Raw genomic sequence first — 22,603 nt, forward strand, 5'->3', positions numbered from 1 at the left:
TTGATGGAGCATCGGAACAATCCGAAAACCGGATTCCACTTTTCGGTCCGATGCTCTAAGAAAAGGCGACTCGTCAGAAGCACAACGGATCTCCTTCCATGAGCGAACGCACCTGCCTTTCCGTCATTCTCGCAGCAGGCGAGGGGACGCGGATGAAAAGCGCCACGCCCAAGGTGCTGCACAGGATCGCCGGGCTGGAAATGCTCGGTCACGTGACACGCGCGCTTGACGATGCCGGAGCTGGCAACAAGGCGCTGGTCGTAGGGCACGGTGCCGAAGCCGTGTCGAAAGCGGCGGAGGGGTTTGCGCCGGGGGCCGAGACATTCATTCAGTCGGAGCGGCTCGGCACGGGCCACGCAGTGCTCGCAGCCCGCGCGGCGATTGCACGCGGGTATGACGATGTTCTCGTGACCTTTGGCGACACACCGCTCATTTCGCTGGAAGCGCTTCAGGCACTGCGCGCAGGGCTGGCCAGGGGAGCCGACATCGTGGTCATGGGGTTTCGCACGGATCGCCCGACCGGCTATGGCCGGCTGATCGAGAATGGCGAAGCGCTGATTGCAATCCGCGAGGAGAAGGACTGCTCCGATGAAGAGCGTCGGATAACGTTTTGCAACGGCGGTGCCATGGGCATTGCCGGCAACCGCGCGCTGGAGCTCCTTGAGGCCATCGGCAACGACAACGCCAAGGGCGAATATTACCTCACCGATATTGTCGAGATCGCAACCGGCCGCGGGCTGAAGGTTCGGGCAATCGAAGCCGACTACGAAAGCGCGCTCGGCATCAACAATCGGGCGGAACTTGCCGCCGCAGAGGCGATCTGGCAGCAGCGCCGGCGCGAAGCCATGATGCTGGATGGCGTAACGCTGATCGCTCCCGAAACCGTTTATTTCGCATATGACACCGTTGTCGGCCGCGACACGGTCATCGAACCGAATGTCTTCTTCGGACCCGGCGTGACGATAGGTGAAAACGTCACGTTGAAAGCCAATTCCCATCTCGAGGAAGCGCGTGTGGACGCGGGGGCCTCGGTCGGACCGTTCGCGCGGCTGCGTCCGGGCGCCGAGATCATGGATGGCGCGAAGGTCGGCAATTTCGTCGAAATCAAAAAGACGCGTGTCGAACCCGGCGCCAAGATTCCGCACCTGTCCTATGTGGGCGACGCGCGTGTTGGTGCGAAGGCCAATCTTGGAGCCGGCACCATCACCTGCAACTATGACGGCTTTTCGAAGCATTTCACCGATATTGAGCCGGGCGCCTTTGTCGGCACCAACTCTTCCCTGGTTGCTCCGGTGACCATCGGCGCGGGTGCCTATGTGGCGTCGGGTAGCGTGATCACGGAGTCCGTGCCAGCCGACGCACTTGCTTTCGGCCGCGCGCGTCAGTCCAATCGCGAGGGGCTTGGCAAACGCCTGCGCGACCGGCTGGCGGCGCTTAAGGCGCGGCGTGCAAAGACCTGAAACACCGATGTTTGAGGCCGCTGATCAGGCCTGATACGAACTGAAAGACTTGTTGATTTTCATCCCCTTCTTCCACGCTCTAGAACAATCGCGTGAATCGGGGTTTGACCGTTTGGTGGGAGGCTGAGACAGCCATATGTGTGGAATCGTAGGCATTGTCGGACAGACGCCGGTGGCACCGCTCATCGTCGATGCGCTGAAGCGGCTGGAGTATCGCGGGTACGATTCCGCCGGTGTTGCCACGCTGGATCACGGCAAGCTCGACCGCCGCCGCGCGGAAGGCAAACTCGTCAATCTTGAGAAGAGGCTTGGCGAGGAGCCGCTTGGCGGGACGATCGGTATCGGTCACACACGCTGGGCGACGCACGGTGTTCCCAACGAGACCAATGCGCACCCCCATTTCGCCCAGGATGTCGCCGTCGTTCACAACGGCATTATCGAGAATTTCGCTGAGCTGCGTGACGAACTGAAAGCGGATGGTGTTGCGTTCTCGTCCCAGACCGACACGGAAGTGGTCGCGCATCTGGTTGCTAGCGGGCTGAAGAACGGGGCTGCGCCGCAGGATGCGGCATTTGCGGCACTGAAGCGTCTGCGCGGTGCATTCGCTCTGGCAATCATGTTCCGGGGCGACGAAGACATGATCATCGGTGCCCGAAACGGCCCGCCGCTCGCTGTCGGTCATGGCGAGGGCGAGATGTATCTCGGCTCCGACGCCATTGCACTGGCGCCGTTCACCAACGCCATCACCTATCTGGAGGATGGCGACTGGGTGGTGGTGCGCCGTGGCGGCATGGAGATTTTCGGCATGGACGGCCAGCCTGTCGAACGCGCGCGCCAGCAGTCGGTCGGCACCAGCCTTCTCGTCGACAAGGGCAATCACCGGCACTTTATGGAAAAGGAAATTCATGAACAGCCGGAGGTGATTTCCCATACACTCGCCCACTATCTGAACTTTGCCGAAGGCACGGTGGCAGACTTCGACCTGCCGTTCGACTTCGGAAAGATCGAGCGTCTGGCGATTTCGGCCTGTGGCACGGCCTACCTTGCGGGGCTGATCGGAAAATACTGGCTTGAGCGCTATGCACGTCTGCCGGTGGATATCGATATCGCTTCCGAGTTCCGGTACCGTGAGATGCCGCTGCCGAAGAACAGTGCTGCACTGTTCATATCGCAGTCCGGCGAAACGGCCGACACGCTCGCCTCGCTGCGCTATTGCCGGGGCGAAGGCGTTCCGATCTCCGCCATCGTCAATGTGCGCGAATCGACCATCGCGCGCGAGAGCGACGGTATCTTCCCCACACTGGCCGGCCCTGAAATCGGCGTTGCCTCCACAAAGGCGTTCACCTGCCAACTCAGCGTTCTCGCAGCACTGACGCTCAGGGCGGCAAAGGCGCGCGGCACGATTTCCGCGGAGGAAGAGCAGTCGCTTGTGCGTCAGCTATCGGAAGCGCCGCGTTTTGCTTCGCAGGCGCTCAAGCTGAGTTCAGGCATCGAGAAGGTCGCCCGCGAACTCTCCCATGTGCGGCATGTCCTCTATCTCGGGCGGGATACGAACTATCCGCTGGCACTGGAAGGCGCGCTGAAGCTCAAGGAAATTTCCTACATTCATGCCGAAGGCTACGCGGCCGGCGAACTGAAACACGGCCCCATCGCGCTCATCGATGAGCAGATGCCGGTGATCGTGATCGCCCCGCATGACCGCATTTTTGAGAAAACCGTCTCCAATATGCAGGAGGTCGCCGCACGCGGCGGGCGGATCATTCTGATCACGGACGAGAAGGGCGCGAAAAACGCAACGCTCGACACGCTGGAGACGGTGGTCCTGCCGGACGTGCCTGAGTTCGTTGCGCCGATTATCTACGCGCTCCCAATCCAGATGCTGGCCTATCATACGGCGGTCATCATGGGCACGGATGTTGATCAGCCCCGCAATCTGGCGAAATCGGTTACGGTCGAATAGCGAAAGAGGGGCTGTCATATAGCGGCCCGAATTCCTATTCTATTGTTCAGCCTGGTGGCGTAGTGTCCACCGGGCTGTTTTTCGTCAATCCATCATATTCGAGGCCCGTTTCCACATCATGATGACTCGCCTGCGCAACTACTTCCTTACGGGCTTCATTGTCACCGCGCCGCTGGCGATCACGGCCTATCTCGCCTGGTCGATGATCGGCTGGGTCGATTCCTGGGTCAAACCCTACATTCCGTTCCGCTACAATCCGGACAATTACCTGCCGTTCGCCCTACCTGGGTTCGGCCTGATCGTGGCCCTGATCCTGATCACTCTGATCGGCTTCCTGACCGCCAATTTCATTGGCCGCACCATTGTTCATACCGGCGAGAGCATACTGGGGCGCATGCCACTCGTGCGCAGCGTCTATCGCGGGCTGAAGCAGATCCTCGAGACCGTGCTTTCGGAACGGTCCGACACATTCAAGAAGGTCGGTCTCGTGGAGTATCCGCGCAAGGGACTGTGGGCGCTGGTGTTCATCGCAACGGAAACGCGTGGCGAGGTTCAGGCGAAGATCGACGACGATGCAGGGCAGACCATCGCCGTGTTTCTGCCGACCACGCCAAACCCGACCTCCGGTTATCTGCTCTTCGTTCCCAAGAAGGATGTGATCGAGCTCAAGATGACTGTTGAGGAGGGTGCAAAACTCGTCATATCGGCGGGTCTCGTCGCCCCGGAGTATCACGCCAGGACCGCTGCTCTCGCCGAGGAAGCCGAGGGAGCCAAGGGAGCCGGAAAAACCGGCACTCAGCCGGCACGCAGCAAGCGGATGGCCTCGTCGCGTCCGAACAAATAGAGCAGCAACCGGAGAGCCTCGCCGCGCGGGGTCTGGAGTTCGGGATCGCGCGACAGGATAAGCCGTGCATCGTCACGGGCGGCCTGCAGCAGATCCACATGCGCCTCGATCCGTGCGACGCGGAACCCGGGCGTTCCGGACTGCTTGGTGCCCAGAAGATCGCCTTCACCGCGCAGTTTCAGGTCTTCCTCCGCGATTACGAACCCGTCCTCTGTATCGCGCATCACCTCCAGCCGCCGCGTGGCCGTTTCCCCGAGCGGCCCCTTATAGACAAGCACGCAGGAAGAGGCGAGGGCGCCACGGCCCACGCGCCCGCGCAGTTGGTGAAGCTGGGCGAGGCCGAAGCGCTCGGCATGTTCTATGACAATGATCGTCGCGTCCGGCACATCGACGCCCACCTCGACCACCGTCGTACCGACCAGAATGCGTGTTTCACCGGCCTTGAAGGCGCGCATCGCCTCGTCCTTGTCGGCAGCCTTCATGCGTCCGTGAATGAGACCGACGGCGTTCCCGAAGACTTTCTGCAGCGCTGCGTGGCGGTCTTCGGCCGACATCAGCTCAAGTTCCTCCGATTCCTCGACGAGCGGGCAGATCCAGTAGACCTTCTGGCCTTCTGAAAGCGCTTTCCTGAGCCGGTCGACCAGTTGCGGGAGACGCTCCACCGGCAGCGTCACGGTGCGGATTGGCTGTCGCCCGGCGGGCTTTTCAGTCAGGCGCGAGACATCCATGTCGCCAAACGCCGAAAGCACGAGCGTGCGCGGGATCGGGGTCGCCGTCATGACGAGCATGTCCGGCGCATTGCCCTTTGCGGTCATGGCCAGCCGCTGATGCACGCCGAAACGGTGCTGCTCGTCCACGACTGCAAAGGCGAGATCGCGGAACTGGACCGTTTCCTGGAAAAGTGCGTGGGTCCCGATCACGAAATCCACCGCGCCTGACGCGATTTCATCGAGAATTCGCTGGCGCTCCCTGCCTTTCTCACGGCCGGTCAGAACCGCAACCCGAAGCCCGGCTGCTTCGGCCAGCGGTGCGATTGTTGCCGCGTGCTGGCGGGCGAGGATTTCCGTCGGCGCCATGAGCGCCGACTGGCCGCCCGCTTCCGCCGCGCGTGCCATGGCAAGAAGTGCCACCACGGTCTTGCCCGCGCCTACGTCGCCCTGAAGCAGGCGAACCATTCGCTCCGGGCTCGCCAGATCCGCGTGAATGTCCTGCACGGCCTCTTCCTGTGATCGCGTCAGCTGATAGGGAAGGGCAGCCCGGATTTTCGCTTCAAAGCGCCCATCACCCGTCAGCGGACGACCGGAGAGACGTTTGACCTTTGCGCGCACCAGTGCCAGCGAAAGCTGTCCGGCAAGGAATTCGTCATAGGCGATGCGTCGCCAATAGGGGCTTTCAGGCTGGACGTCTTCCGGCGTGTCGGGGTCATGCAGCCTGTTCAGCGCCTCGCTGAAAGCCGGCATCCGGTTGCGGGAGAGAAAGCTCTCATCCTGCCATTCCGGCAGGTCGGGGAGGCGCTCCAGCGATTGCGCAATCGCCCGGCGCAGGACTTTTGCCGAGAGACCGGCCGTCAGCGGATAAACCGGCTCGAGCGTCGGCAACGTATGCGCCTCTGCCGCCGGAACGACGAAATCGGGATGCACCATGGAGGCGCGCCCGTTGAACCATTCCATCCGCCCGCTCACCAGAACCTGCTCGCCTTCCGGAAGGATTTTTTCGATCCACGGCGCGCGGGCGTGAAAGAAAGTGAGGGCGATCTCGCCCGTTTCGTCGAAGGCGAAGACCCGGTAGGGCGCGTTCCTGCGGCCGGGCGGAGAAGGGTGGTGACGTCCGACCGTCAGGTCGAGCGTGACAATCGTTCCTTCCGCCGCGTTGGCAATGCCCGGGCGGTTTCGCCGATCAATCAGCGAATGCGGAAGCACGAAGAGAAGATCGCCGACACGAAGTTCCCGTCCCGCCACGTCACCGGGAACGATGTTTGCCATGAGGTCGGCCAGTTTCGCGCCAACGCCGTCGAGCGTCGTGACAGGAGCGAAGAGAGGGTCGAGAGCGGAAGGGCGCATCCTGTCATGATTAAGGCCCAAATTCGGCGACGCAAGGCTGACAGACGCTCATGCACACGCTATATCCGCCCGGGCGACCGACCGCCGCAGACCATGAAGGCGAAACCCATGACAGGCACAACCCGTTCCAGCCACGATCTCGACCCGCGCCGACGCCGCGCGCTTGTGCGTTCCTGGCGGCGCGGCATGCGCGAGATGGACCTGGTGCTCGGCGGATTTGCGGATGCCGAGATCGACCGTCTGAGCGATGAAGAAATGACCGAGCTCGAGGCCATTCTCGATGTTCCGGACGCGAATCTCTTCAAATGGGTGACGGGCGAAGTGGCGGTGCCGCCGGAGTACGACACGCCTCTTTGGGCGCGCATAACCGCGTCGCGCGGACGCTGAGGCGCGACGTCGATGAGCTTGATGGATTCACTGAAACTGCCGCGTCAGGGCGTCGGTGCGCTGACAGTTGATGGTGTGGCCGACGGGTTCGAGGCTTTTGCACTGGCAGCCGTCGCCCGCGAAGTGGCGCCCGATGGCCCGACGATTTTTATCCTGCGCGACGGGCAGCGTCTGCCTGCGCTTGTCGACACGCTGCGCTTTGTCGATCCGGGATTGCCCGTGCTCGACCTGCCGGCCTGGGACTGCCTGCCCTATGACCGTGTGTCACCGGGCGGGGATGCAGCCGCGCGACGGCTCGCCGCGATGGGGGCGATGGCGGAGCTGCGCAGGAAACCGCACCGTTCTTTGGTGATCGTGAGCGCCAATGCGCTCTTGCAGCGCATGCCGCCGGCAGACCAGATCGGCGCCCAGGGCTTTTTCGCGCGTCCGGGCAATCAGGTCGACATGACCGCGCTCACGGCGCGCCTTGAAACCAGCGGGTTCGAACGCGTTTCGACAGTGCGCGACGTGGGCGAATATGCGGTGCGCGGCGGCATTCTGGACCTCTTCGCTCCTGGCTGGGATGAGGCGCTACGGCTCGATTTCTTCGGCGACACGCTCGAATCGATCCGTGCCTTCGACGTGGCCACCCAGAGGACGACCGGGCAGCGCAAGGAAGTATCGCTTCAGGCCATGAGCGAGATCACGCTCAGCCCCGAGGTCATCAGCCGGTTTCGCCGCAACTATATCGAGACTTTCGGCGCACCTTCACGCGACGATGCGCTCTATGCGGCCGTGAGCGAGGGCAGGCGTTTTGCGGGCATGGAACACTGGCTGCCACTCTTCCATGAGCGGCTCGACAGCGTCCTCGATTATCTTCCCGAGGCTCCGATCGTGTTCGATCATCTGGCGGAAGAGGCGCTGGGTGAGCGTCATGCGCTCATCGTCGATCACTACGAGGCACGCCGCGCACAGATGGAAGGTAGCGAGCTTGGCGGAGCGGTGCCTTACAAGCCGGTCGCGCCGGAAACGCTTTATCTCGATCGGGAAGAGGTGAGTGCTGCGTCACGCGACAGGCGTGTGATTCATTTCACTCCCTTTGCAACGCCGGAGACGAGCAAGGCACGTATCTACCACGCGGGCGCGGAAGCCGGGCGCAATTTTGCCGAGGAGCGCGCCGATCCCAATGCCAATGTGTTCGATCACGCGGTCAGGCATATCGGAGCGCTGCGCGCCAGCGGCAAGCGCGTTCTGATCGCGGGCTGGAGTGAAGGTTCCGCCGAGCGGCTTTCGCAGATTCTGGCCGAGCACAATCTTGGCAACGTCGCGCGTATCGAAACGCTGGCAGAGCTGGAAAAGCTTCCGGAACAGCAGGCAGGCATCGGCGTTCTGCCGCTGGAAACCGGGTTCGAAACGGCCAGGCTGGCCGTCATCGGCGAACAGGACATTCTGGGCGACCGTCTGGTGCGCCGCGCCAGGAAGCGCAAAAAGGCGTCCGATTTTATCTCCGAAGTGGCAGCCCTTTCAGCCGGAGATATCGTCGTTCACGCCGATCACGGCATCGGCCGGTTCATTGGCCTCAAAACCATCGAGGCCATGGGTGCGCCCCATGACTGCCTTGAGCTGCGCTATGCCGGCGATGACAGGCTGTTCCTGCCGGTCGAAAACATCGAGCTTCTGTCGCGCTACGGGTCGGACGGGCCGGACACCATGCTCGACAAGCTGGGCGGTGTGGCCTGGCAGTCGCGCAAGGCGAAGCTGAAAAAGAAGCTTCTGGAGATGGCGGGCCATCTGATCCGCATTGCCGCCGAACGCGAGATGCGGCCCGGCGTCAAGCTTGCACCGCCCGAGGGGCTTTATGGCGAGTTTGCCGCGCGCTTTCCCTATGAGGAAACCGAGGACCAGCAGACTGCCATTGATGCGGTGATCGACGATCTGGGCTCCGGCCGGCCCATGGATCGCCTGATCTGCGGCGATGTGGGGTTCGGCAAGACGGAGGTGGCGTTGCGTGCGGCGTTCGTTGCCGCTATGGAGGGGTTGCAGGTCGCCGTGGTCGTGCCCACGACGCTGCTTGCCCGCCAGCACTTCAAGACCTTCCGCGACCGGTTCGCCGGTCTGCCCCTGCGCGTGCGGCAGGCCTCGCGTCTGGTCGGCTCAAAGGAGCTCGCCGAAACCAAGAAAGGCATCGCCGATGGCACGATCGACATCGTGGTCGGCACCCATGCGCTTCTGGGTAGCTCCGTCACCTTCAAGAACCTCGGCCTTCTGATCATCGATGAAGAGCAGCATTTCGGCGTCAGGCACAAGGAGCGGCTGAAGGACCTCAAGTCGGATATCCATGTGCTGACACTGTCGGCCACGCCGATCCCGCGCACCCTCCAGCTGGCGCTGACCGGCGTGCGCGAGCTGTCGCTCATCACCACGGCACCGGTGGACCGCATGGCCGTGCGCAGCTTCATCTCGCCGGTCGATCCGCTCGTCATCCGCGAGACGCTCCTGCGCGAGCGCTATCGCGGCGGGCAGAGCTTTTATGTCGTCCCGCGGGTCTCAGATCTGGCGGAAGTCCGGGAATTCCTCAGCGAGCACGTGCCGGAACTGAAAGTTGCGACAGCACACGGGCAATTGGCGCCGGGCGAACTCGACGACATTATGAACGCCTTCTATGACGGTCAGTATGACGTGCTTCTGTCCACGACCATCGTCGAGTCCGGTCTCGATATCCCGACAGCCAACACGCTGATCGTGCATCGGGCGGACATGTTTGGCCTGGCGCAACTCTATCAGCTGCGCGGGCGCGTGGGCCGCTCGAAGGTACGCGCCTATGCGCTCTTCACCCTGCCGCCAAACCGGACATTGACCGCCACGGCCGAACGGCGTCTCAAAGTGCTCCAGTCGCTCGACACGCTCGGCGCAGGGTTCCAGCTTGCAAGCCACGATCTCGACATTCGCGGTGCCGGCAACATTCTGGGCGAGGAGCAGTCCGGTCACGTCAAGGAAGTTGGCTATGAACTCTACCAGCAGATGCTGGAAGAAGCCGTTGCAGAGCTGAAGGGCACGGAAGAGGCCGTAGACACTGGCTGGTCGCCGCAGATCACGGTCGGCACGGCGGTGATGATCCCCGAATCCTATGTTTCGGATCTGCAGTTGCGTCTGGGGCTATACCGCCGCATTGCAGAGCTCGAAACGCCTGAAGAGATCGATGCTTTCGGCGCCGAACTCATCGACCGTTTCGGCCCGCTTCCGCAGGAAGTGGAGCATCTGCTCAAGATCGTCTTCATCAAGGCTCTGTGCCGCAGGGCCAATGTCGAAAAGCTCGATGCCGGCCCCAAGGGGACCGTGGTGCATTTCCGAAATCAGGAATTCCCCGAACCGGTGGGGCTCGTTCGCTTCATCGGCGAGCAGGGATCGCTCGCCAAAATCCGGCCCGACCAGAGCATCGTCTTTATCCGTGACTGGCCGACGCCCGAGAAGCGGCTTGCCGGTGCTGCCGTCATCATGACGCAGCTCGTGCGACTGATCGAGAAGAAGGCGGCCTGACAGGGCGGGCGGCGACCGCTTGTCTTACCCCGCCTCAGAGGTCACGCCTGGCCGTTGTCCAGCGTGCCGTCAGCCTTGGCCTGTGCCACCTGGCGGATGGCATCGGCAAGTGTTGCCGGTTCCTGCGCTCCCACCACCGCATACCTGCCTTCAAGCAGGAAGCAGGGCACGCCGGTGACACCCATCTGTTGAGCAGTCGCGATTTCCTGTTCGACCTCGGTCCGGTCGGCGTCGGTCGCAAGCAGCGTCTCGACCACCGCAGCATCCATCCCTGCCTCTTTTGCAGCCTGGATCAGGACGGCGGCATTCCCGATATCCGCGCCTTCCTCGAAATAGAGTGCAAAAAGGCGGCCGACGAGGCGATCCTGCACGCCCGGTTCCGCCGTTGCCGCCCAGCGGATCACCCGGTGTGCGTTGAGCGTATTGGGTGAAAGCGCAATGGCGTCGAAATCGAACGATATCCCCTCGGCCTCTCCAAGCGTGCCAAGCTGCTCGTGCATCTGTCGGATACGCGTCTCGTCGCCGAATTTGTCGGCGAGATAATCCCGCCGGCTCTTGCCTTCTGGCGGAATGGTCGGGTCGAGCTGGAACGGTCGCCAGCGCAGGTTGACGGAAATCTCTGGAACCGCCTCCAAAGCCTTCTTCAGACGCGCGCGCCCCACATAACACCAAGGGCATACGACGTCGGAAACGACGTCGATCGTAACGGGAACAGTCATGGTCTCAAGCCTTATTCAGCGTCCTTGTTGTGCCACCAGGTCTGTAGCTTGTATCCGTAAAGCGGTGTCTTCTCGGGATGCGCCAGATCGCTCCAGTAGGCGACCCATTCGTCGCTGTCATGCTGCATGGGGACGACATAGGCGCCGGACATTAAAAGCCGGTCGAGCGCGCGCACGGCCGCGGCGTAGTCGTCCATGTCCCGCGCATTGAGCATCGCGTCGATCATGGCATCGATCGCCGGATCGGCTGCGCCTGAAAGGTTGAACGTACCCTCGGCCTTCGCAGCTTCAGAACCCCAGCGGTTGATCTGTTCGATACCGGGCGACAGCGAACCGGAAAAGCCCACGGAAGCGATGATCACGTCGAAATCATAGCGCTGCTTACGCTGCTGGGCCTGTGAATCGTCCAGCAGGCGGATCGAAACATCTATGCCGATCTTCTTGAGCACTCGCTGAAAAACGGCGGCCAGTTTCTCGCCTTCCTCCGAGGTCACGAGGATTTCGAAGGTGAGGGCCTCGCCATCGGCATTCACCAGTGCATTGCCTTCGAGGCTGTAACCGGCCTGCTGAAGCATCTGCAGCGCTTCGCGCATTTCACCACGCCCGACGGGCGCCCCGGCCATCTCCGCCTTGCCATAGGTCCCGTCCATGACGTCCGGCGTCACGCGGTCGGCAAAGGGTTCCAGAAGGGCGCGCTCGCGCTCGTCGGCGGGCTTTCCAAGGGCGGAGAGATGCGATCCCTGCCAGTAGCTGAGCGTGCGCTCATATTCGCCGCGCAACACGTTCGTGTTGACCCAGCCAAAATCATAGAGTTTGGAAAGTGCGCGGCGCACCTGCGGATCGGCGAACTTTTCGCGGCGTGTGTTGAAGAAAAAGCCCGTGACCGCGGGCGGGATGCCATTGGTGAAGGTTTCGCTGACGACCTTGCCTTCGCGGGCAGCCGGAAAATCGATGCCGCGCTGCCGGCGCACCGGGTCGGATTCTGCATAGACCGAGCAGATGCCCTTCTTGAACGCCTCGATAAGCGAATTGGCGTTCAGGAAATACTCGATGGTGACCTTGTCGAAATTGTCGAAACCGCGCTTCGACGGGATGTTTTCGCCCCAGTACTCTTCGTTTCGGGTGAAGACGATGCGCCGACCGGGCTCGACCTCCGAAATGCGATACGCGCCGCTGCCGGTCACCGGTTTGAGCGTCGTCTGATCGAAGGTTTCGATGTCGAATGCGTGTTCCGGGATGATCGGGGTCATCGCAACGATCAGCGGAAACTCGCGATCCGCCTTGTCGTTGAAGGTAAAGCGCACACTGTGATCGCCGGTTTTCTCGATTTTCTCGATCTTTGCCATGCGGCTGGAATAGGGCGGGCGTCCCTTCTCCGTGTACGCCTCGTAGGTGAAGATCACGTCTTCCGGCGTCACATCCGTTCCGTCCGACCATTTGGCGTCCGGGTTCAGGTTGAATTCAGCATAACTGCGCGCCTCGTCCATCTCCACGCTTTCCGCCAGCAGGCCGTAGAGTGAAAAGGGTTCGTCTGCACTGCGCATCATCAGGGATTCAAACACCAGATTGCCGAAAATGGTGTCGATCACGCCGCGCGCAGTGGTGCGCATGCTTTTGAGAATGAAGGGGTTGAGATTGTCGAAGGAACCGACGACGCAATAGGTGACGTCGCCGCCCTTTGGCGCTTCGGGATTGGCGTAGGGGAAATGCGAGAAATCGGCCGGCAGTTCAGGTGCGCCGTGCATGGCGATGCCATGTTTCGGCTGGTCGTCTGCCGCGACAGCCGCACCTGTTGCGATCAAACTCGCCAACAGGGCGAAACGAAGGGGTTTGAGGGCTGCAGACATCGAGACACCTTGACCGGGAATGACGCGTTTCCATGATTCGTCCGGGAGCCTAGCACACAGTGTGACGTTTTCCGGGCTTCCCGCAGATCGTGTGATGTTTGCCGCACACCGTCATAAAGTCCAGGGAAATGCGCGGACGGACTGGATTCGCACCGCATGGCGGTGTAACACGCGGCCAAGGGTCATGCTGTCGCCGCATTTTAACAACAGGTGACGCAGTGATCGATATTCTGGCGCTGTGCATTTAGAGGAACTGAGCCATATGAAAAGCCTGAACGCGAAAGCAATCCGCACCCTGTTCGCCCTTGCCGGCGCCGCCTGCGTGGCCGCAAGCGGAGTTGGTGTCGCCGCCGCGCAACAGCAGCAGCCGCCGCAGGGCTGGTTCAAGGCCTGCACCAAACAGGAAGACGTGGATATCTGCAATGTGCAGAACGTTCTCGTGGCGGCAACCGGCCAGATGATCACCGGCGTCAGCCTGATCGAAGTGAAGGGCAAGGTGAACCGCAAGGTCTTCCAGATCACCGTTCCGACCGGCCGCATGGTGCCTCCCGGCATCGGCCTGCAGATCGACGGCGGCCAGACCCAGAAAATCGACTACGCGATCTGCCTGCCGGATCGCTGCATCGCGGAGGCCCCGCTGACCGATCAGCTCGTGGCTTCTTTCAAGCGCGGCTCGGAGCTGACGCTCACCTCCGTCAATTTCCAGAACCAGCCGAACCCGATCAAGATGACGCTGTCCGGTTTCACCAACGCTTATGACGGCGACCCGCTGCCGCAGTCCGACATCGAGGACCGCCAGAAGAAGCTTCAGGACTTCGTGAACAAGAATAACGAAGAGTTGACCGAAAAGCTGCGTGAAGTGCAGGAGAAGGCCAAGAAGGCTGAATAGTCTTCATTCTTCTCCGAAATTTCGTAAAAAAACAGGGCCTTCGCGGCCCTGTTTTCATTTGCGCTTTAAAAAACCTGCCGTCAGTGGTGTATCCGCTCGCGGGGCTCGTACTGACCGTCGCCGGTCTCCACGAAGAATTCCGCCAGTTGCGGGTGCCGGACGGGCACGCCGGATTCATCGGGCGTCAGGTTCTGCTCCGAGACATAGGCCACATATTCCGTCTCCTCATTCTCGGCGAGGAGGTGGTAGAATGGCTGGTCCTTGCGCGGACGTACTTCTTCCGGGATCGCCTGATACCAGGCTTCCGTGTTGTTAAACTCGGGATCGACATCGAAAATCACGCCGCGGAAGTCGAAAACCTTGTGTCGGACGACCTGGCCAATGCGAAATTTTGCAGTTCCAATAGTTTGCATAATGTTACCTCTGGCTCCTATGTGGCGCAGCCGCCGCCACAATTCAATCCCGCAGGCTTGACGGGCAGGGCGCGCGCGGGCTAGCCGCCATGTATGGGCGAAACGTTTTCAACCTGCCTCTGCGGGTGAGCGAACCGAGCGGTGGCCCAGACAGGGATGGGCCATGACCGGTGTCGCAGGACTTGTTCTGCCGTTTTTCGGATTGATCTTCATCGGCTATGCAGTGGCACGGCTGAAGCCGCACCCAGCCGACGCGCTCGGCTGGATGAACACGTTTGTCATCTATGTGGCGCTTCCGGCTCTCTTTTTCCAGCTTCTTGCCAAAACACCCATCGAGCGACTGACGGAGTGGGGCTATATTTTCGGCGCGGTCGCCTCCACCTACATCGTCTTCGCCATCATGTTTGCCGGTTCGCTTCTGATCAGCCGAAGCTCGATCGCCGAAAGCACCATCAAGGGGCTTGCCGCCAGCTATGGCAATATCGGCTATATGGGGCCGGGCCTGGCGCTGCTTGCCTTCGGCGAAGAGGCAGCGGTGCCCGTGGCGCTGATCTTCTGCTTCGAGAACATGGTCCACTTCGCGGTTGCGCCGATGATGATGGCGATCTCCGGCGGCAGCGGCCAGAAGCCGGGGCGGCTGGCTCTGGAAGTGGTGCGCAAGATCGTGCTCCATCCGTTTATTGTGGCAACAGCGGCAGGCGTGGCCGCGGCAGCGATCAATTTTGCCCCGCCATTGCCCGTTGAGCGGCTGCTTGCCTATCTGGCATCGGCGGCAGCCCCCTGTGCGCTCTTCGCCATGGGGGTCAGCCTGGCGCTGAGACCGCTGAAGCGTGTGCCGCACGAAGTCGGCGCCATCGTTTTCCTCAAGCTCATCCTCCACCCGGCCATCTGCTATGTCATGCTGAGCTGGGTCGGAAATTTCTCGGAGAGCTGGGTGTTTTCAGCCGTCCTTCTTGCCTCGCTGCCCACGGCAACCAACGTGTTTGTCATCAGCCAGCAATACGGTGTCTGGATGGAGCGCGCTTCGGCAAGCGTGCTCATCACCACGCTCGTGTCGGTGGGTACAGTGACAGCGCTCCTCTATGCCATCACGAACGGGCTCCTGCCGCCGGACCTTTTCCCTTAAACGGCAGAAGCGCGGAGAAGCCGCTGCCGGGTCGCATGCCCTCGCGCATGAAGAGGGCGCGCAGCGGCGGAATGCTTCCGATGACACTGAGCCCGGCGCTGCGGGCAATCTGTGCGGGAAGAAAGCCCGAAAGAAGCGACGCATTCAGAAGGTTGACCGAGTTGCTCCGGGCAAGAATATCCGGGCGCCGCGCAGCATGATAGCGGCTCATGGCGGCAGGTGACCCGGGATCGTCGGGAAAAGCACTGGCCACGGCCACGAGGTCCTCAACGTCCCGAATGCCCAGATTGAGCCCCTGTGCCGAGATGGGCGGGAAAACATGCGCCGCCTCACCGACAAGCGCCACCCGGTTCTGTCCGAAACGCGATGGCATCAGCGTGCCGAGCGGATAAATCTGGCGGCCGGGTTCCACCGTGACGCGGCCGAGCATCGACGAAAGCCGTTCCTCGACCCTGCGCGACAGTTCTTCGTCGCCGAGCGCGTTCATTGTTTCGGCGTCTTCGGGTTTCAGCACCCAGACAAGGCTCGAACGCATTCCGGGGAGGGGGACCTGTGTGCAGGGGCCGCTCTGGGTGTGAAACTCGGTCGATACAAAGCCGTGTTCACGCGCATGCTTGAAGTTGAGCACCAGGGCGGCCTGGGGAAGAGCTCGGGTCTTGGCAGAAATACCGGCGGCTTCCCGCGCCGGCGAGCCGCGCCCGTCGGCGGCCACCGCAAGCTGCGCCACAAGGCGTTCGCCGTTTCTGAGCGTTGCGGTCACGCGGTCGCTTTCGCAGGCCCATTTCTCTACAAGGCTTTCGTGCCAGTCGATCAGGGGCGAGGTTTTTGCCGCCTCTGCGAGCTCTTCCGTCAGGCGTGCATTGGGGATGTTCAGCCCAAAAAACTCTTCGCCGATCTCGCCTGCATGAAAGGTCACCGTCGGGCTGCGGATGAGACGCCCCGTCGCGTCCACAAGCCGCATGGCGCGCAGCGGCGCGGTTTCCGGCAGCAGCCGGTCAAGAATGCCAAGGGGCTCGATCAGGTCGAGCGACGGGCGCATAAGCGCCACGGTCCTCCGGTCACGCCCCTCGGGGACGGGGCCCACAAGCGTCACCGCGTGGCCGTGATGCGCGAGCATCAGCGCGGCGATCAGGCCGGCTGGTCCTGTCCCTGCAACGAGTATCCTGCGGTTGCGATCGCTCACGGCTTTCCATCCATCTCTGTTTCTGTCTTGATCGACAGCAATGCTTCCTGTCTTTGTCATGATGGGTCGGTTCGGCGCAAGCTTCAACGTGGCGAAAGAACCCAGTCTGGTGGATGAGGTTTGGATGTGAGTTGCAAGGATGACGATCTGACTGCTCTGGCGGGTTCCGGCCGCACCGTGCACCGCATGGCACGTCTGGCATATCCACTCTCGCTGTTTGCGCTTTGTCTGGCCATTGCAGCGTCCTGGACCGTTCTCGCACTCATGGGTGTGAGGATCGCCGCCGTCGACCCAAGGGCTGCCGGGCCGGGGGTGGCCTTGCTTCAACACATTCCCGAAATCGCATTGCCGGCGTCCTTCGAGACGTTTTTGTCCCTCTGCCTTGCTCCGGTCGGCGCCGGCAACGGCTGGACCGCCTTTTTTCTTCTCGCCTTCATGTGGTTCCTGATGGCGGTTGCCATGATGCTGCCGTCGGCTGCGCCGCTGCTCCGCACCTATTGCGAGATTGCCGATACCGCCGCCCGAAAGGGTGAAAGCGTGGTGCATCCCGTCATTCTCGTGGCCGGGTATCTCTCCGTCTGGCTGGCGGCATCGTTCGGTTTCGCAGCATTGGCACTCGGTGCCTTCCGGAGCTTCAATGGCGAAGCTTTTCTGTCTCCCTGGACGGGCCATGCCGGCGCAATTGTTCTCGCCATTGCCGGATTTTATCAGTTCTCCGCCTTGAAAGAGGCCTGCCTCGTCAAGTGCCGCAATCCCTTTGCCACGCTGTTTGGCCGCTGGAGCACACGCCCGGCGGCGATCTATCGGCTCGGCCTGCAGCAGGGGCTCTGGTGCCTCGGCTGTTGCTGGGCGCTCATGCTGGTCATGTTGGCCGTTGGCCTCATGAATGTGTTCTGGATGGCGCTTCTCGGCGTGTTCACGCTGGCCGAGAAATCTGGTCATAGCCGCGTTTTCACACGCGTTTCGGGCGCACTCCTTCTTGTGTGGGCGCTTACGCTTCTTGTAATCTCATTTTAGAAGAGGGGCCGATGCCATGGGAAAGAAAGACTGGGCGCTGAAAGGCGAGCTGGTGCTGTCGTGCAATTGCACCGTGTTCTGCCCCTGCGTGCTTTCGCTGGGCAACCATCCGCCCACCGAGGGATACTGCCAGACCTGGGCCGGGTTTCGGATCGACCAGGGGCACTACGGCGAGACGGACCTTTCCGGCCTCAATCTTGGGCTTGTCATGGAAATTCCGGGCTATATGAGCCGCGGCAACTGGACAGCGGGCATCTTTCTGGATGAACGCGCGTCGATCTATGCGGAAAAGGCCATCGGCAAGATCTTTTCCGGCAAGGCCGGCGGTACGACGGGGCTTCTCTCCATTCTCGTGGGACAGTTTCTCGGCATACAGCGGGCGCCGGTTCACTATGAAACCGACGGGAAGACCCGCATTTTCCAGATTCCGAAAATCATCGACGGCGCCATTACGCCGATCGCAGGCAAGGATGCCGACGGCGACACGGTCATCACCAATTCGCAATACTGGATCGCGCCGGAGATTACCGTTGCCCGATCCGAGAAGAGCCGCATGCGCGCCTTTGGGCGCAACTGGAATTTTGCCGGGCGGTCGGCAGAGATATGCCCGCTTGACTGGCGCGGACCTTAAAGCAATTTCAGGAAAAATGGGAACCGGTTTTCCGCCCGGAATTGCGCAAAAACAAGAGGATAGAGCGTTTTTTTGCGATTTACGAAAAGCGAAAGCGCTCTGGGGGCAGGATCTGGGCACAGAGCATGAAGACCAAAAAAGTCACGGCCCCGCAGGCCAAGGCGTTTTCCGTTCACCTTTTGACGGCATCCGGTTCCTTTCTCGCTTTTCTGTCGCTGGTCGCCGCCAGCGAAGGGCGGTTGGTCGCCATGTTCTGGTGGCTTGGCTTCGCGCTGTTCGTCGATGGGATCGACGGGCCGATCGCGCGCAGGCTCGATGTAAAGCAGGTTCTGCCCACATGGTCGGGCGACATGCTCGACAACATCATCGATTATGTCACCTATGTCCTCATTCCCGCGTTCGCGCTCTACCAGAGCGGGTTCATGGGCGAGGGGCTTTCCTTCCTGTCGGCTGCGATCATCGTCGTTACCAGCGCGATCTATTATGCCGATACCGGCATGAAGACCCGGGAGAATTTCTTCAAGGGTTTTCCCGTGGTCTGGAACATGGTGGTGTTCACCCTGTTCGTGGTCGAGCCGGGCGAATATGTCGCGTTCGCCGTCGTGCTCATTTCGGCCGTGACGACCTTTCTGCCGGTCTTTTTCCTCCATCCGGTGCGTGTGCAGCGACTGCGCGCTCTCAATCTGACCATCTTCTTTGCCTGGTGCGGGTTTGGCGTGCTTGGACTTGTCCAGCATCTCGACGCGCATCCCCTGGTGCGGATAGGCATCGGCACCACCGGCATCTATCTCTTTGTGATCGGCGGGCTCATGCAGGCTTGGCCGAATCTGGGCAAAGGGCGTAATGAGTAATGGGGCTGTCGTGTTTGAAGCTCTTTCAAGCAAAGCGGCTCTAATTAACGACAAAGCCGTCTGCCTATGATCGAGTTGGGAACAAAATAAAAATGTCCGAAATGGGAGCCGGCGTGGATCAAGCACACGAAGGCAAGGGCAGCGAACTTCTGGAAGTTCGCGGGCTGACAAAGATATTTGGCGCCCTGAAGGCGTGCGACGCGATCGACCTTTCGATTGGCAAGGGCGAGATTCATGCGCTGCTGGGCGAGAACGGTGCCGGCAAATCGACACTGGTCAAGATGCTGTTCGGTGCGCTCGAACCGGCGGCGGGCGACATTCGCTGGAAGGGAAAGCCGGTGTCCATCCAGTCGCCGGGGGAGGCCCGTCGTCTTGGCATCGGCATGGTTTTCCAGCATTTCTCGCTGTTTGAAGCGTTGACCGCGGCTGAAAACATCATGCTGTCGCTGGACGACAATACGCCGATCCTGCAGGTGGCCGAACGTGCACGCGATTTGTCAAAGGCCTATGGCCTGCCGCTCGATCCCTTTGCCCATGTGGGCGATCTTTCGGTCGGTGAGCGTCAGCGGATCGAGATCATTCGTTGCCTGCTGCAAAAACCGGATCTGATCATTCTCGACGAGCCGACGTCGGTTCTGACCCCGCAGGAGGCGGACAAACTCTTCGAGACGCTGGAAACCCTGCGCGACGAGGGCAAATCGATCCTCTACATCTCTCACCGGCTGGAAGAGGTGAAACGACTTTGCGACCGTGCCACCGTTCTGCGCCATGGCAAGGTGGTTTCGCATTGCGATCCACGGCAGGAGACCGCCGCCTCGCTTGCCCGCATGATGGTTGGCGATGACGTCGATGCAGTCAGGCGCACCGGCAGCGTCGATACCGGCGGCGAGGCGCTGCTGGAAATCACGGCGCTAAAGCGGCCTGCCGCAAACCCGTTCGCCATGCCGCTTCGAGGGATCAGCCTTTCGGTGCGCGCCGGCGAGGTCATGGGCATTGCCGGCGTGGCGGGCAATGGACAGGGGGAACTGTTCGAAGCCCTGTCTGGGGAAGTGCTTCAGGAACAGGCGGGTGCCATCCGCATTCGCGGCAGGGATGCGGGGCGAACCGGCATTTCCGGTCGGCGCCTGCTGGGCGCCGCCTTCGTGCCTGAAGAGCGCCTTGGTCATGGCGCGGCGCCGCAGATGCGGCTTTCAGAGAATCTCTTCCTGTCGCGCCATATCACCGATGCGGGCGCTCTCGTCGGGGCGCTCGGCACCGTGCGTTCGGGCGCGCTGGCGAAGGCCGCTTCCCGCATCGTCAAGATAATGGACGTTCGAAAAAGTGGCGAGGATCCAGAAGCTTCCGCCCTGTCGGGCGGCAATCTGCAAAAGTTCATCATCGGTCGCGAGCTCGATCGCCAGCCCGCAGTGATGGTGGTGAACCAGCCCACCTGGGGCGTCGATGCGGGGGCCGCCGCGCGCATCCGGCAGGCCCTGATCGACCTGGCGCGCTCGGGCTCGGCGGTTCTGGTCATCAGTCAGGATCTGGATGAACTGTTTGAAATCTGCGATTCCGTGGCCGTCATGCATGACGGACGACTTTCGGCGCCGATGCCGATTGGCGAGGCAAGTTTTGAAAAAATCGGCCTTCTGATGGGCGGTGCCGAGCCCGAACGGTCCGACCAGCCTGAAAATGCGGAGACTGCATAATGCGCCTGGAACTCGTCAAGCGTCCGCAGCACTCCGTTCTCTTCAGCGCCATATCGCCGCTGATTGCACTGGTTCTTACGATGGTCGCCGGCGCAATCATGTTCTCCATTCTCGGCAAGAACCCGCTCGATGCGCTCTACTACTATTTCATCGATCCGCTACGCGAGACGTGGTCGCTGCATGAGCTTGCGATCAAAGCGGCACCACTAATCCTTATCGCCGTCGGCCTGTCGGTCTGTTTTCTATCAAACAACTGGAACATCGGTGCCGAGGGGCAGTTCATAGCCGGCGCAATAGCCGGCAGCATCCTGCCCGTGGTGTTTCCCGACTTTCAGAACTGGCTCGTTCTGCCCCTGATGCTCGTCATGGGCATGGCGGGCGGCGCTGCCTATGCGGCCGTGCCCGCCTTCCTCAAGGCCCGTTTCAATACAAACGAGATTCTGACAAGCCTCATGCTGGTCTATGTGGCGCAGCTCTTTCTGGACTGGATCGTGCGCGGTCCATGGCGCGATCCGGGCGGAATGAACTTTCCCGAGACGCGCGATTTTCACGCTTTCGCCATTCTGCCCGAACTGATGCCATCGGCCGGCAGGGCCAACTGGGGCATCGTCTTTGCCGTTCTTGCGGCCCTGATCCTGTGGTTCGTCCTGCGCAAGACCCGCAAGGGATTCGAAATCCGCGTTCTGGGCCAAAGCCCGCGGGCAGGGCGGTTTGCCGGCTTCAGCTCTTCGCGCATGGTCATGGTGGCCTTTCTCATCTCCGGCGGCCTTGCCGGCCTTGCCGGTATCTCCGAGGTCGCAGGCGCAATCGGTCAGCTTCAGCCCTCCATTTCACCTGGCTACGGGTTCACCGCCATCATCGTTGCCTTCCTTGGGCGGCTCAATCCGCTGGGCATCGTGGCGGCAGGCTTCGTGCTCGCGCTCTCCTATCTTGGCGGTGAGGCCGCGCAGATTTCACTTGGGCTATCCGACAAGGCCGCCCGTGCGTTTCAGGGCATGCTGCTTTTCTTCGTGCTCGGCTGCGACACGCTGATCCACTACAGGGTCCGGCTCGCCGGACGCGCCTTGCGGGGTGGGGAGGCCGCGAAACATGCTTGAATCCGTTCTGATCACAATTGCCACAGCGGCAACACCGCTTTTGATCGCCGCAATGGGCGAGCTGGTGGTGGAGCGTTCCGGCGTTCTCAATCTCGGCGTCGAGGGGATGATGGTGATGGGCGCCGTGACGGGGTTCGGCGTCGCCATAACCACCGGGTCCCCCTGGCTCGGCGTGTTCGCGGCCGTTCTGGTCGGCGCAGCCTTCGCCCTTCTCTTCGGGTTCCTGACACTCTCGCTCGTGACCAACCAGGTTGCGACCGGTCTCGCGCTGACGCTGCTGGGGCTTGGTGTTTCCGGTATGATCGGCGAGGCGTTCATCGGTTTGCCCGGTGTCAGGATGACACCGCTTGTCATTCCGGTCCTGTCCGATCTGCCCGTGGTCGGGCGCTTTCTCTTCGCGCAGGCCCCGCTCTTTTATATTTCGATCCTGCTGGTCATCGGCGTCAGCTATTTTCTCTTCAGCACCCGTGCGGGTCTCACGCTGCGGTCGGTGGGGGACAATCACGATTCCGCCCATGCGCTCGGCATCAGGGTCATCGCCGTGCGCTATGCGGCGGTCGTCTTCGGCGGTGCGTGCGCCGGGCTCGCGGGCGCGTATCTCTCGCTCGTCTATACGCCGCAATGGATCGAGAACATGACGGCCGGCCGCGGCTGGATCGCGCTGGCACTGGTGGTGTTCGCATCGTGGCGACCGTGGCGCGTTCTGGCCGGAGCCTATCTTTTCGGCGCCGTCTCAATCGGCCAGCTGCATGCACAGGTGATCGGTGTTTCCGTGCCCTCGCAGTTCCTGTCCGCCTTGCCCTATCTGGCGACCATCGTCGTTCTTGTACTAATCTCGCGAAACCGGCGCCTGACGATGGTCAACACGCCCGCATGCCTCGGCCGGCCCTTCGTGCCGGCCCGATAAGCCCCGCA

General features: G+C 61.6%; 18 protein-coding genes. 13 read left to right on the forward strand and 5 right to left on the reverse strand.

Annotated features, from left to right (window positions below):
- Positions 1 to 98: 98 nt before the first annotated feature.
- The 3 genes from glmU (at position 99) to KUG85_RS02840 (ending at position 4,264) form a co-directional block, all read left to right on the forward strand.
- Positions 99 to 1,460 carry a bifunctional UDP-N-acetylglucosamine diphosphorylase/glucosamine-1-phosphate N-acetyltransferase GlmU gene (glmU, locus tag KUG85_RS02830; RefSeq protein ID WP_223004050.1) on the forward strand — a complete coding sequence of 454 codons (1,362 nt, stop codon included), beginning with the start codon at positions 99 to 101 and terminating at the stop codon, positions 1,458 to 1,460.
- Positions 1,461 to 1,596: 136 nt separating this feature from the next.
- Positions 1,597 to 3,420, forward strand: coding sequence for a glutamine--fructose-6-phosphate transaminase (isomerizing) (glmS, locus tag KUG85_RS02835; RefSeq protein ID WP_223004051.1), 1,824 nt, complete (start codon positions 1,597 to 1,599; stop codon positions 3,418 to 3,420).
- A 121-nt stretch (positions 3,421 to 3,541) separates the two neighbouring features.
- Positions 3,542 to 4,264, forward strand: a complete 723-nt coding sequence (locus KUG85_RS02840; protein ID WP_223004483.1) for a DUF502 domain-containing protein — start codon at positions 3,542 to 3,544, stop codon at positions 4,262 to 4,264.
- Here the strand turns inward: KUG85_RS02840 and recG are convergent.
- Entirely contained in the window at positions 4,216 to 6,324 is a 2,109-nt protein-coding gene (gene recG, locus KUG85_RS02845; protein WP_223004052.1) for an ATP-dependent DNA helicase RecG, read from the reverse strand. The genes KUG85_RS02840 and recG overlap by 49 nt on opposite strands.
- A 108-nt stretch (positions 6,325 to 6,432) precedes the next feature.
- Here recG and KUG85_RS02850 point away from each other — a divergent pair, with 108 nt between their 5' ends.
- Complete coding sequence (locus tag KUG85_RS02850; RefSeq protein ID WP_223004053.1) at positions 6,433 to 6,711, forward strand: FAD assembly factor SdhE; 279 nt, start codon at positions 6,433 to 6,435, stop codon at positions 6,709 to 6,711.
- A gap of 12 nt (positions 6,712 to 6,723) precedes the next feature.
- Complete coding sequence (gene mfd, locus KUG85_RS02855; RefSeq protein WP_223004054.1) at positions 6,724 to 10,227, forward strand: transcription-repair coupling factor; 3,504 nt, start codon at positions 6,724 to 6,726, stop codon at positions 10,225 to 10,227.
- Positions 10,228 to 10,268: 41 nt separating this feature from the next.
- Here the strand turns inward: mfd and KUG85_RS02860 are convergent, their stop codons facing one another.
- Positions 10,269 to 10,946, reverse strand: coding sequence for a DsbA family oxidoreductase (locus KUG85_RS02860; protein ID WP_223004055.1), 678 nt, complete (start codon positions 10,944 to 10,946; stop codon positions 10,269 to 10,271).
- An 11-nt stretch (positions 10,947 to 10,957) separates the two neighbouring features.
- A complete protein-coding gene (locus KUG85_RS02865; RefSeq protein ID WP_223004056.1) occupies positions 10,958 to 12,793 on the reverse strand; it encodes an extracellular solute-binding protein in 1,836 nt (611 codons plus the stop codon).
- Between the two features lie 262 nt (positions 12,794 to 13,055).
- Here KUG85_RS02865 and KUG85_RS02870 point away from each other — a divergent pair, with 262 nt between their 5' ends.
- Positions 13,056 to 13,682 carry an invasion associated locus B family protein gene (locus tag KUG85_RS02870; RefSeq protein WP_223004057.1) on the forward strand — a complete coding sequence of 209 codons (627 nt, stop codon included), beginning with the start codon at positions 13,056 to 13,058 and terminating at the stop codon, positions 13,680 to 13,682.
- 80 nt (positions 13,683 to 13,762) lie between these two features.
- On the opposite strand, the gene hspQ is transcribed toward KUG85_RS02870, so the two are convergent.
- Complete coding sequence (gene hspQ / locus KUG85_RS02875; RefSeq protein ID WP_223004058.1) at positions 13,763 to 14,095, reverse strand: heat shock protein HspQ; 333 nt, start codon at positions 14,093 to 14,095, stop codon at positions 13,763 to 13,765.
- A gap of 163 nt (positions 14,096 to 14,258) precedes the next feature.
- Between hspQ and KUG85_RS02880 the strand changes: the two genes are divergently transcribed.
- Entirely contained in the window at positions 14,259 to 15,221 is a 963-nt protein-coding gene (locus tag KUG85_RS02880) for an AEC family transporter (protein ID WP_007009884.1), read from the forward strand.
- Here KUG85_RS02880 and KUG85_RS02885 read toward each other — a convergent pair.
- Positions 15,184 to 16,404, reverse strand: a complete 1,221-nt coding sequence (locus KUG85_RS02885) for a UbiH/UbiF family hydroxylase (RefSeq protein WP_223004059.1) — start codon at positions 16,402 to 16,404, stop codon at positions 15,184 to 15,186. The two genes, KUG85_RS02880 and KUG85_RS02885, sit on opposite strands and share 38 nt — an antisense overlap.
- Before the next feature lie 126 nt (positions 16,405 to 16,530).
- Here KUG85_RS02885 and KUG85_RS02890 point away from each other — a divergent pair, with 126 nt between their 5' ends.
- From KUG85_RS02890 to KUG85_RS02915, 6 genes are all read left to right on the forward strand, one after another.
- Entirely contained in the window at positions 16,531 to 17,421 is an 891-nt protein-coding gene (locus tag KUG85_RS02890) for a DUF2182 domain-containing protein (protein ID WP_223004060.1), read from the forward strand.
- 16 nt (positions 17,422 to 17,437) lie between these two features.
- Positions 17,438 to 18,052 carry a DUF1326 domain-containing protein gene (locus KUG85_RS02895; protein WP_090326381.1) on the forward strand — a complete coding sequence of 205 codons (615 nt, stop codon included), beginning with the start codon at positions 17,438 to 17,440 and terminating at the stop codon, positions 18,050 to 18,052.
- 125 nt (positions 18,053 to 18,177) lie between these two features.
- Positions 18,178 to 18,903, forward strand: coding sequence for a phosphatidylcholine synthase (gene pcsA / locus KUG85_RS02900; RefSeq protein ID WP_223004061.1), 726 nt, complete (start codon positions 18,178 to 18,180; stop codon positions 18,901 to 18,903).
- A 101-nt stretch (positions 18,904 to 19,004) separates the two neighbouring features.
- Positions 19,005 to 20,591, forward strand: coding sequence for an ABC transporter ATP-binding protein (locus KUG85_RS02905; RefSeq protein ID WP_374730089.1), 1,587 nt, complete (start codon positions 19,005 to 19,007; stop codon positions 20,589 to 20,591).
- Positions 20,591 to 21,688 carry an ABC transporter permease gene (locus tag KUG85_RS02910; protein ID WP_065815313.1) on the forward strand — a complete coding sequence of 366 codons (1,098 nt, stop codon included), beginning with the start codon at positions 20,591 to 20,593 and terminating at the stop codon, positions 21,686 to 21,688. Before KUG85_RS02905 ends, KUG85_RS02910 begins: the two co-directional genes overlap by 1 nt.
- Complete coding sequence (locus KUG85_RS02915; RefSeq protein WP_223004063.1) at positions 21,681 to 22,595, forward strand: ABC transporter permease; 915 nt, start codon at positions 21,681 to 21,683, stop codon at positions 22,593 to 22,595. The genes KUG85_RS02910 and KUG85_RS02915 overlap by 8 nt, the downstream gene beginning before the upstream one ends.
- Positions 22,596 to 22,603 lie beyond the last annotated feature (8 nt).

This window comes from Nitratireductor rhodophyticola (assembly GCF_019891355.1).
Classification (GTDB): Bacteria; Pseudomonadota; Alphaproteobacteria; order Rhizobiales; family Rhizobiaceae; genus Nitratireductor; species Nitratireductor rhodophyticola.

Bases quoted from the DNA above. Each gene is read 5' to 3' on its own strand.
- KUG85_RS02865 (WP_223004056.1), bottom strand. From the start codon at position 12,793: ATGTCTGCAGCCCTCAAACCCCTTCGTTTCGCCCTGTTGGCGAGTTTG.
- mfd (WP_223004054.1), top strand. From the start codon at position 6,724: ATGAGCTTGATGGATTCACTGAAACTGCCGCGTCAGGGCGTCGGTGCG.
- KUG85_RS02870 (WP_223004057.1), top strand. From the start codon at position 13,056: ATGAAAAGCCTGAACGCGAAAGCAATCCGCACCCTGTTCGCCCTTGCC.
- glmU (WP_223004050.1), top strand. From the start codon at position 99: ATGAGCGAACGCACCTGCCTTTCCGTCATTCTCGCAGCAGGCGAGGGG.
- glmS (WP_223004051.1), top strand. From the start codon at position 1,597: ATGTGTGGAATCGTAGGCATTGTCGGACAGACGCCGGTGGCACCGCTC.
- KUG85_RS02905 (WP_374730089.1), top strand. From the start codon at position 19,005: ATGGGAGCCGGCGTGGATCAAGCACACGAAGGCAAGGGCAGCGAACTT.
- KUG85_RS02910 (WP_065815313.1), top strand. From the start codon at position 20,591: ATGCGCCTGGAACTCGTCAAGCGTCCGCAGCACTCCGTTCTCTTCAGC.
- KUG85_RS02860 (WP_223004055.1), bottom strand. From the start codon at position 10,946: ATGACTGTTCCCGTTACGATCGACGTCGTTTCCGACGTCGTATGCCCT.
- KUG85_RS02840 (WP_223004483.1), top strand. From the start codon at position 3,542: ATGACTCGCCTGCGCAACTACTTCCTTACGGGCTTCATTGTCACCGCG.
- KUG85_RS02850 (WP_223004053.1), top strand. From the start codon at position 6,433: ATGACAGGCACAACCCGTTCCAGCCACGATCTCGACCCGCGCCGACGC.
- KUG85_RS02895 (WP_090326381.1), top strand. From the start codon at position 17,438: ATGGGAAAGAAAGACTGGGCGCTGAAAGGCGAGCTGGTGCTGTCGTGC.
- KUG85_RS02915 (WP_223004063.1), top strand. From the start codon at position 21,681: ATGCTTGAATCCGTTCTGATCACAATTGCCACAGCGGCAACACCGCTT.
- hspQ (WP_223004058.1), bottom strand. From the start codon at position 14,095: ATGCAAACTATTGGAACTGCAAAATTTCGCATTGGCCAGGTCGTCCGA.
- recG (WP_223004052.1), bottom strand. From the start codon at position 6,324: ATGCGCCCTTCCGCTCTCGACCCTCTCTTCGCTCCTGTCACGACGCTC.
- pcsA (WP_223004061.1), top strand. From the start codon at position 18,178: ATGAAGACCAAAAAAGTCACGGCCCCGCAGGCCAAGGCGTTTTCCGTT.
- KUG85_RS02880 (WP_007009884.1), top strand. From the start codon at position 14,259: ATGACCGGTGTCGCAGGACTTGTTCTGCCGTTTTTCGGATTGATCTTC.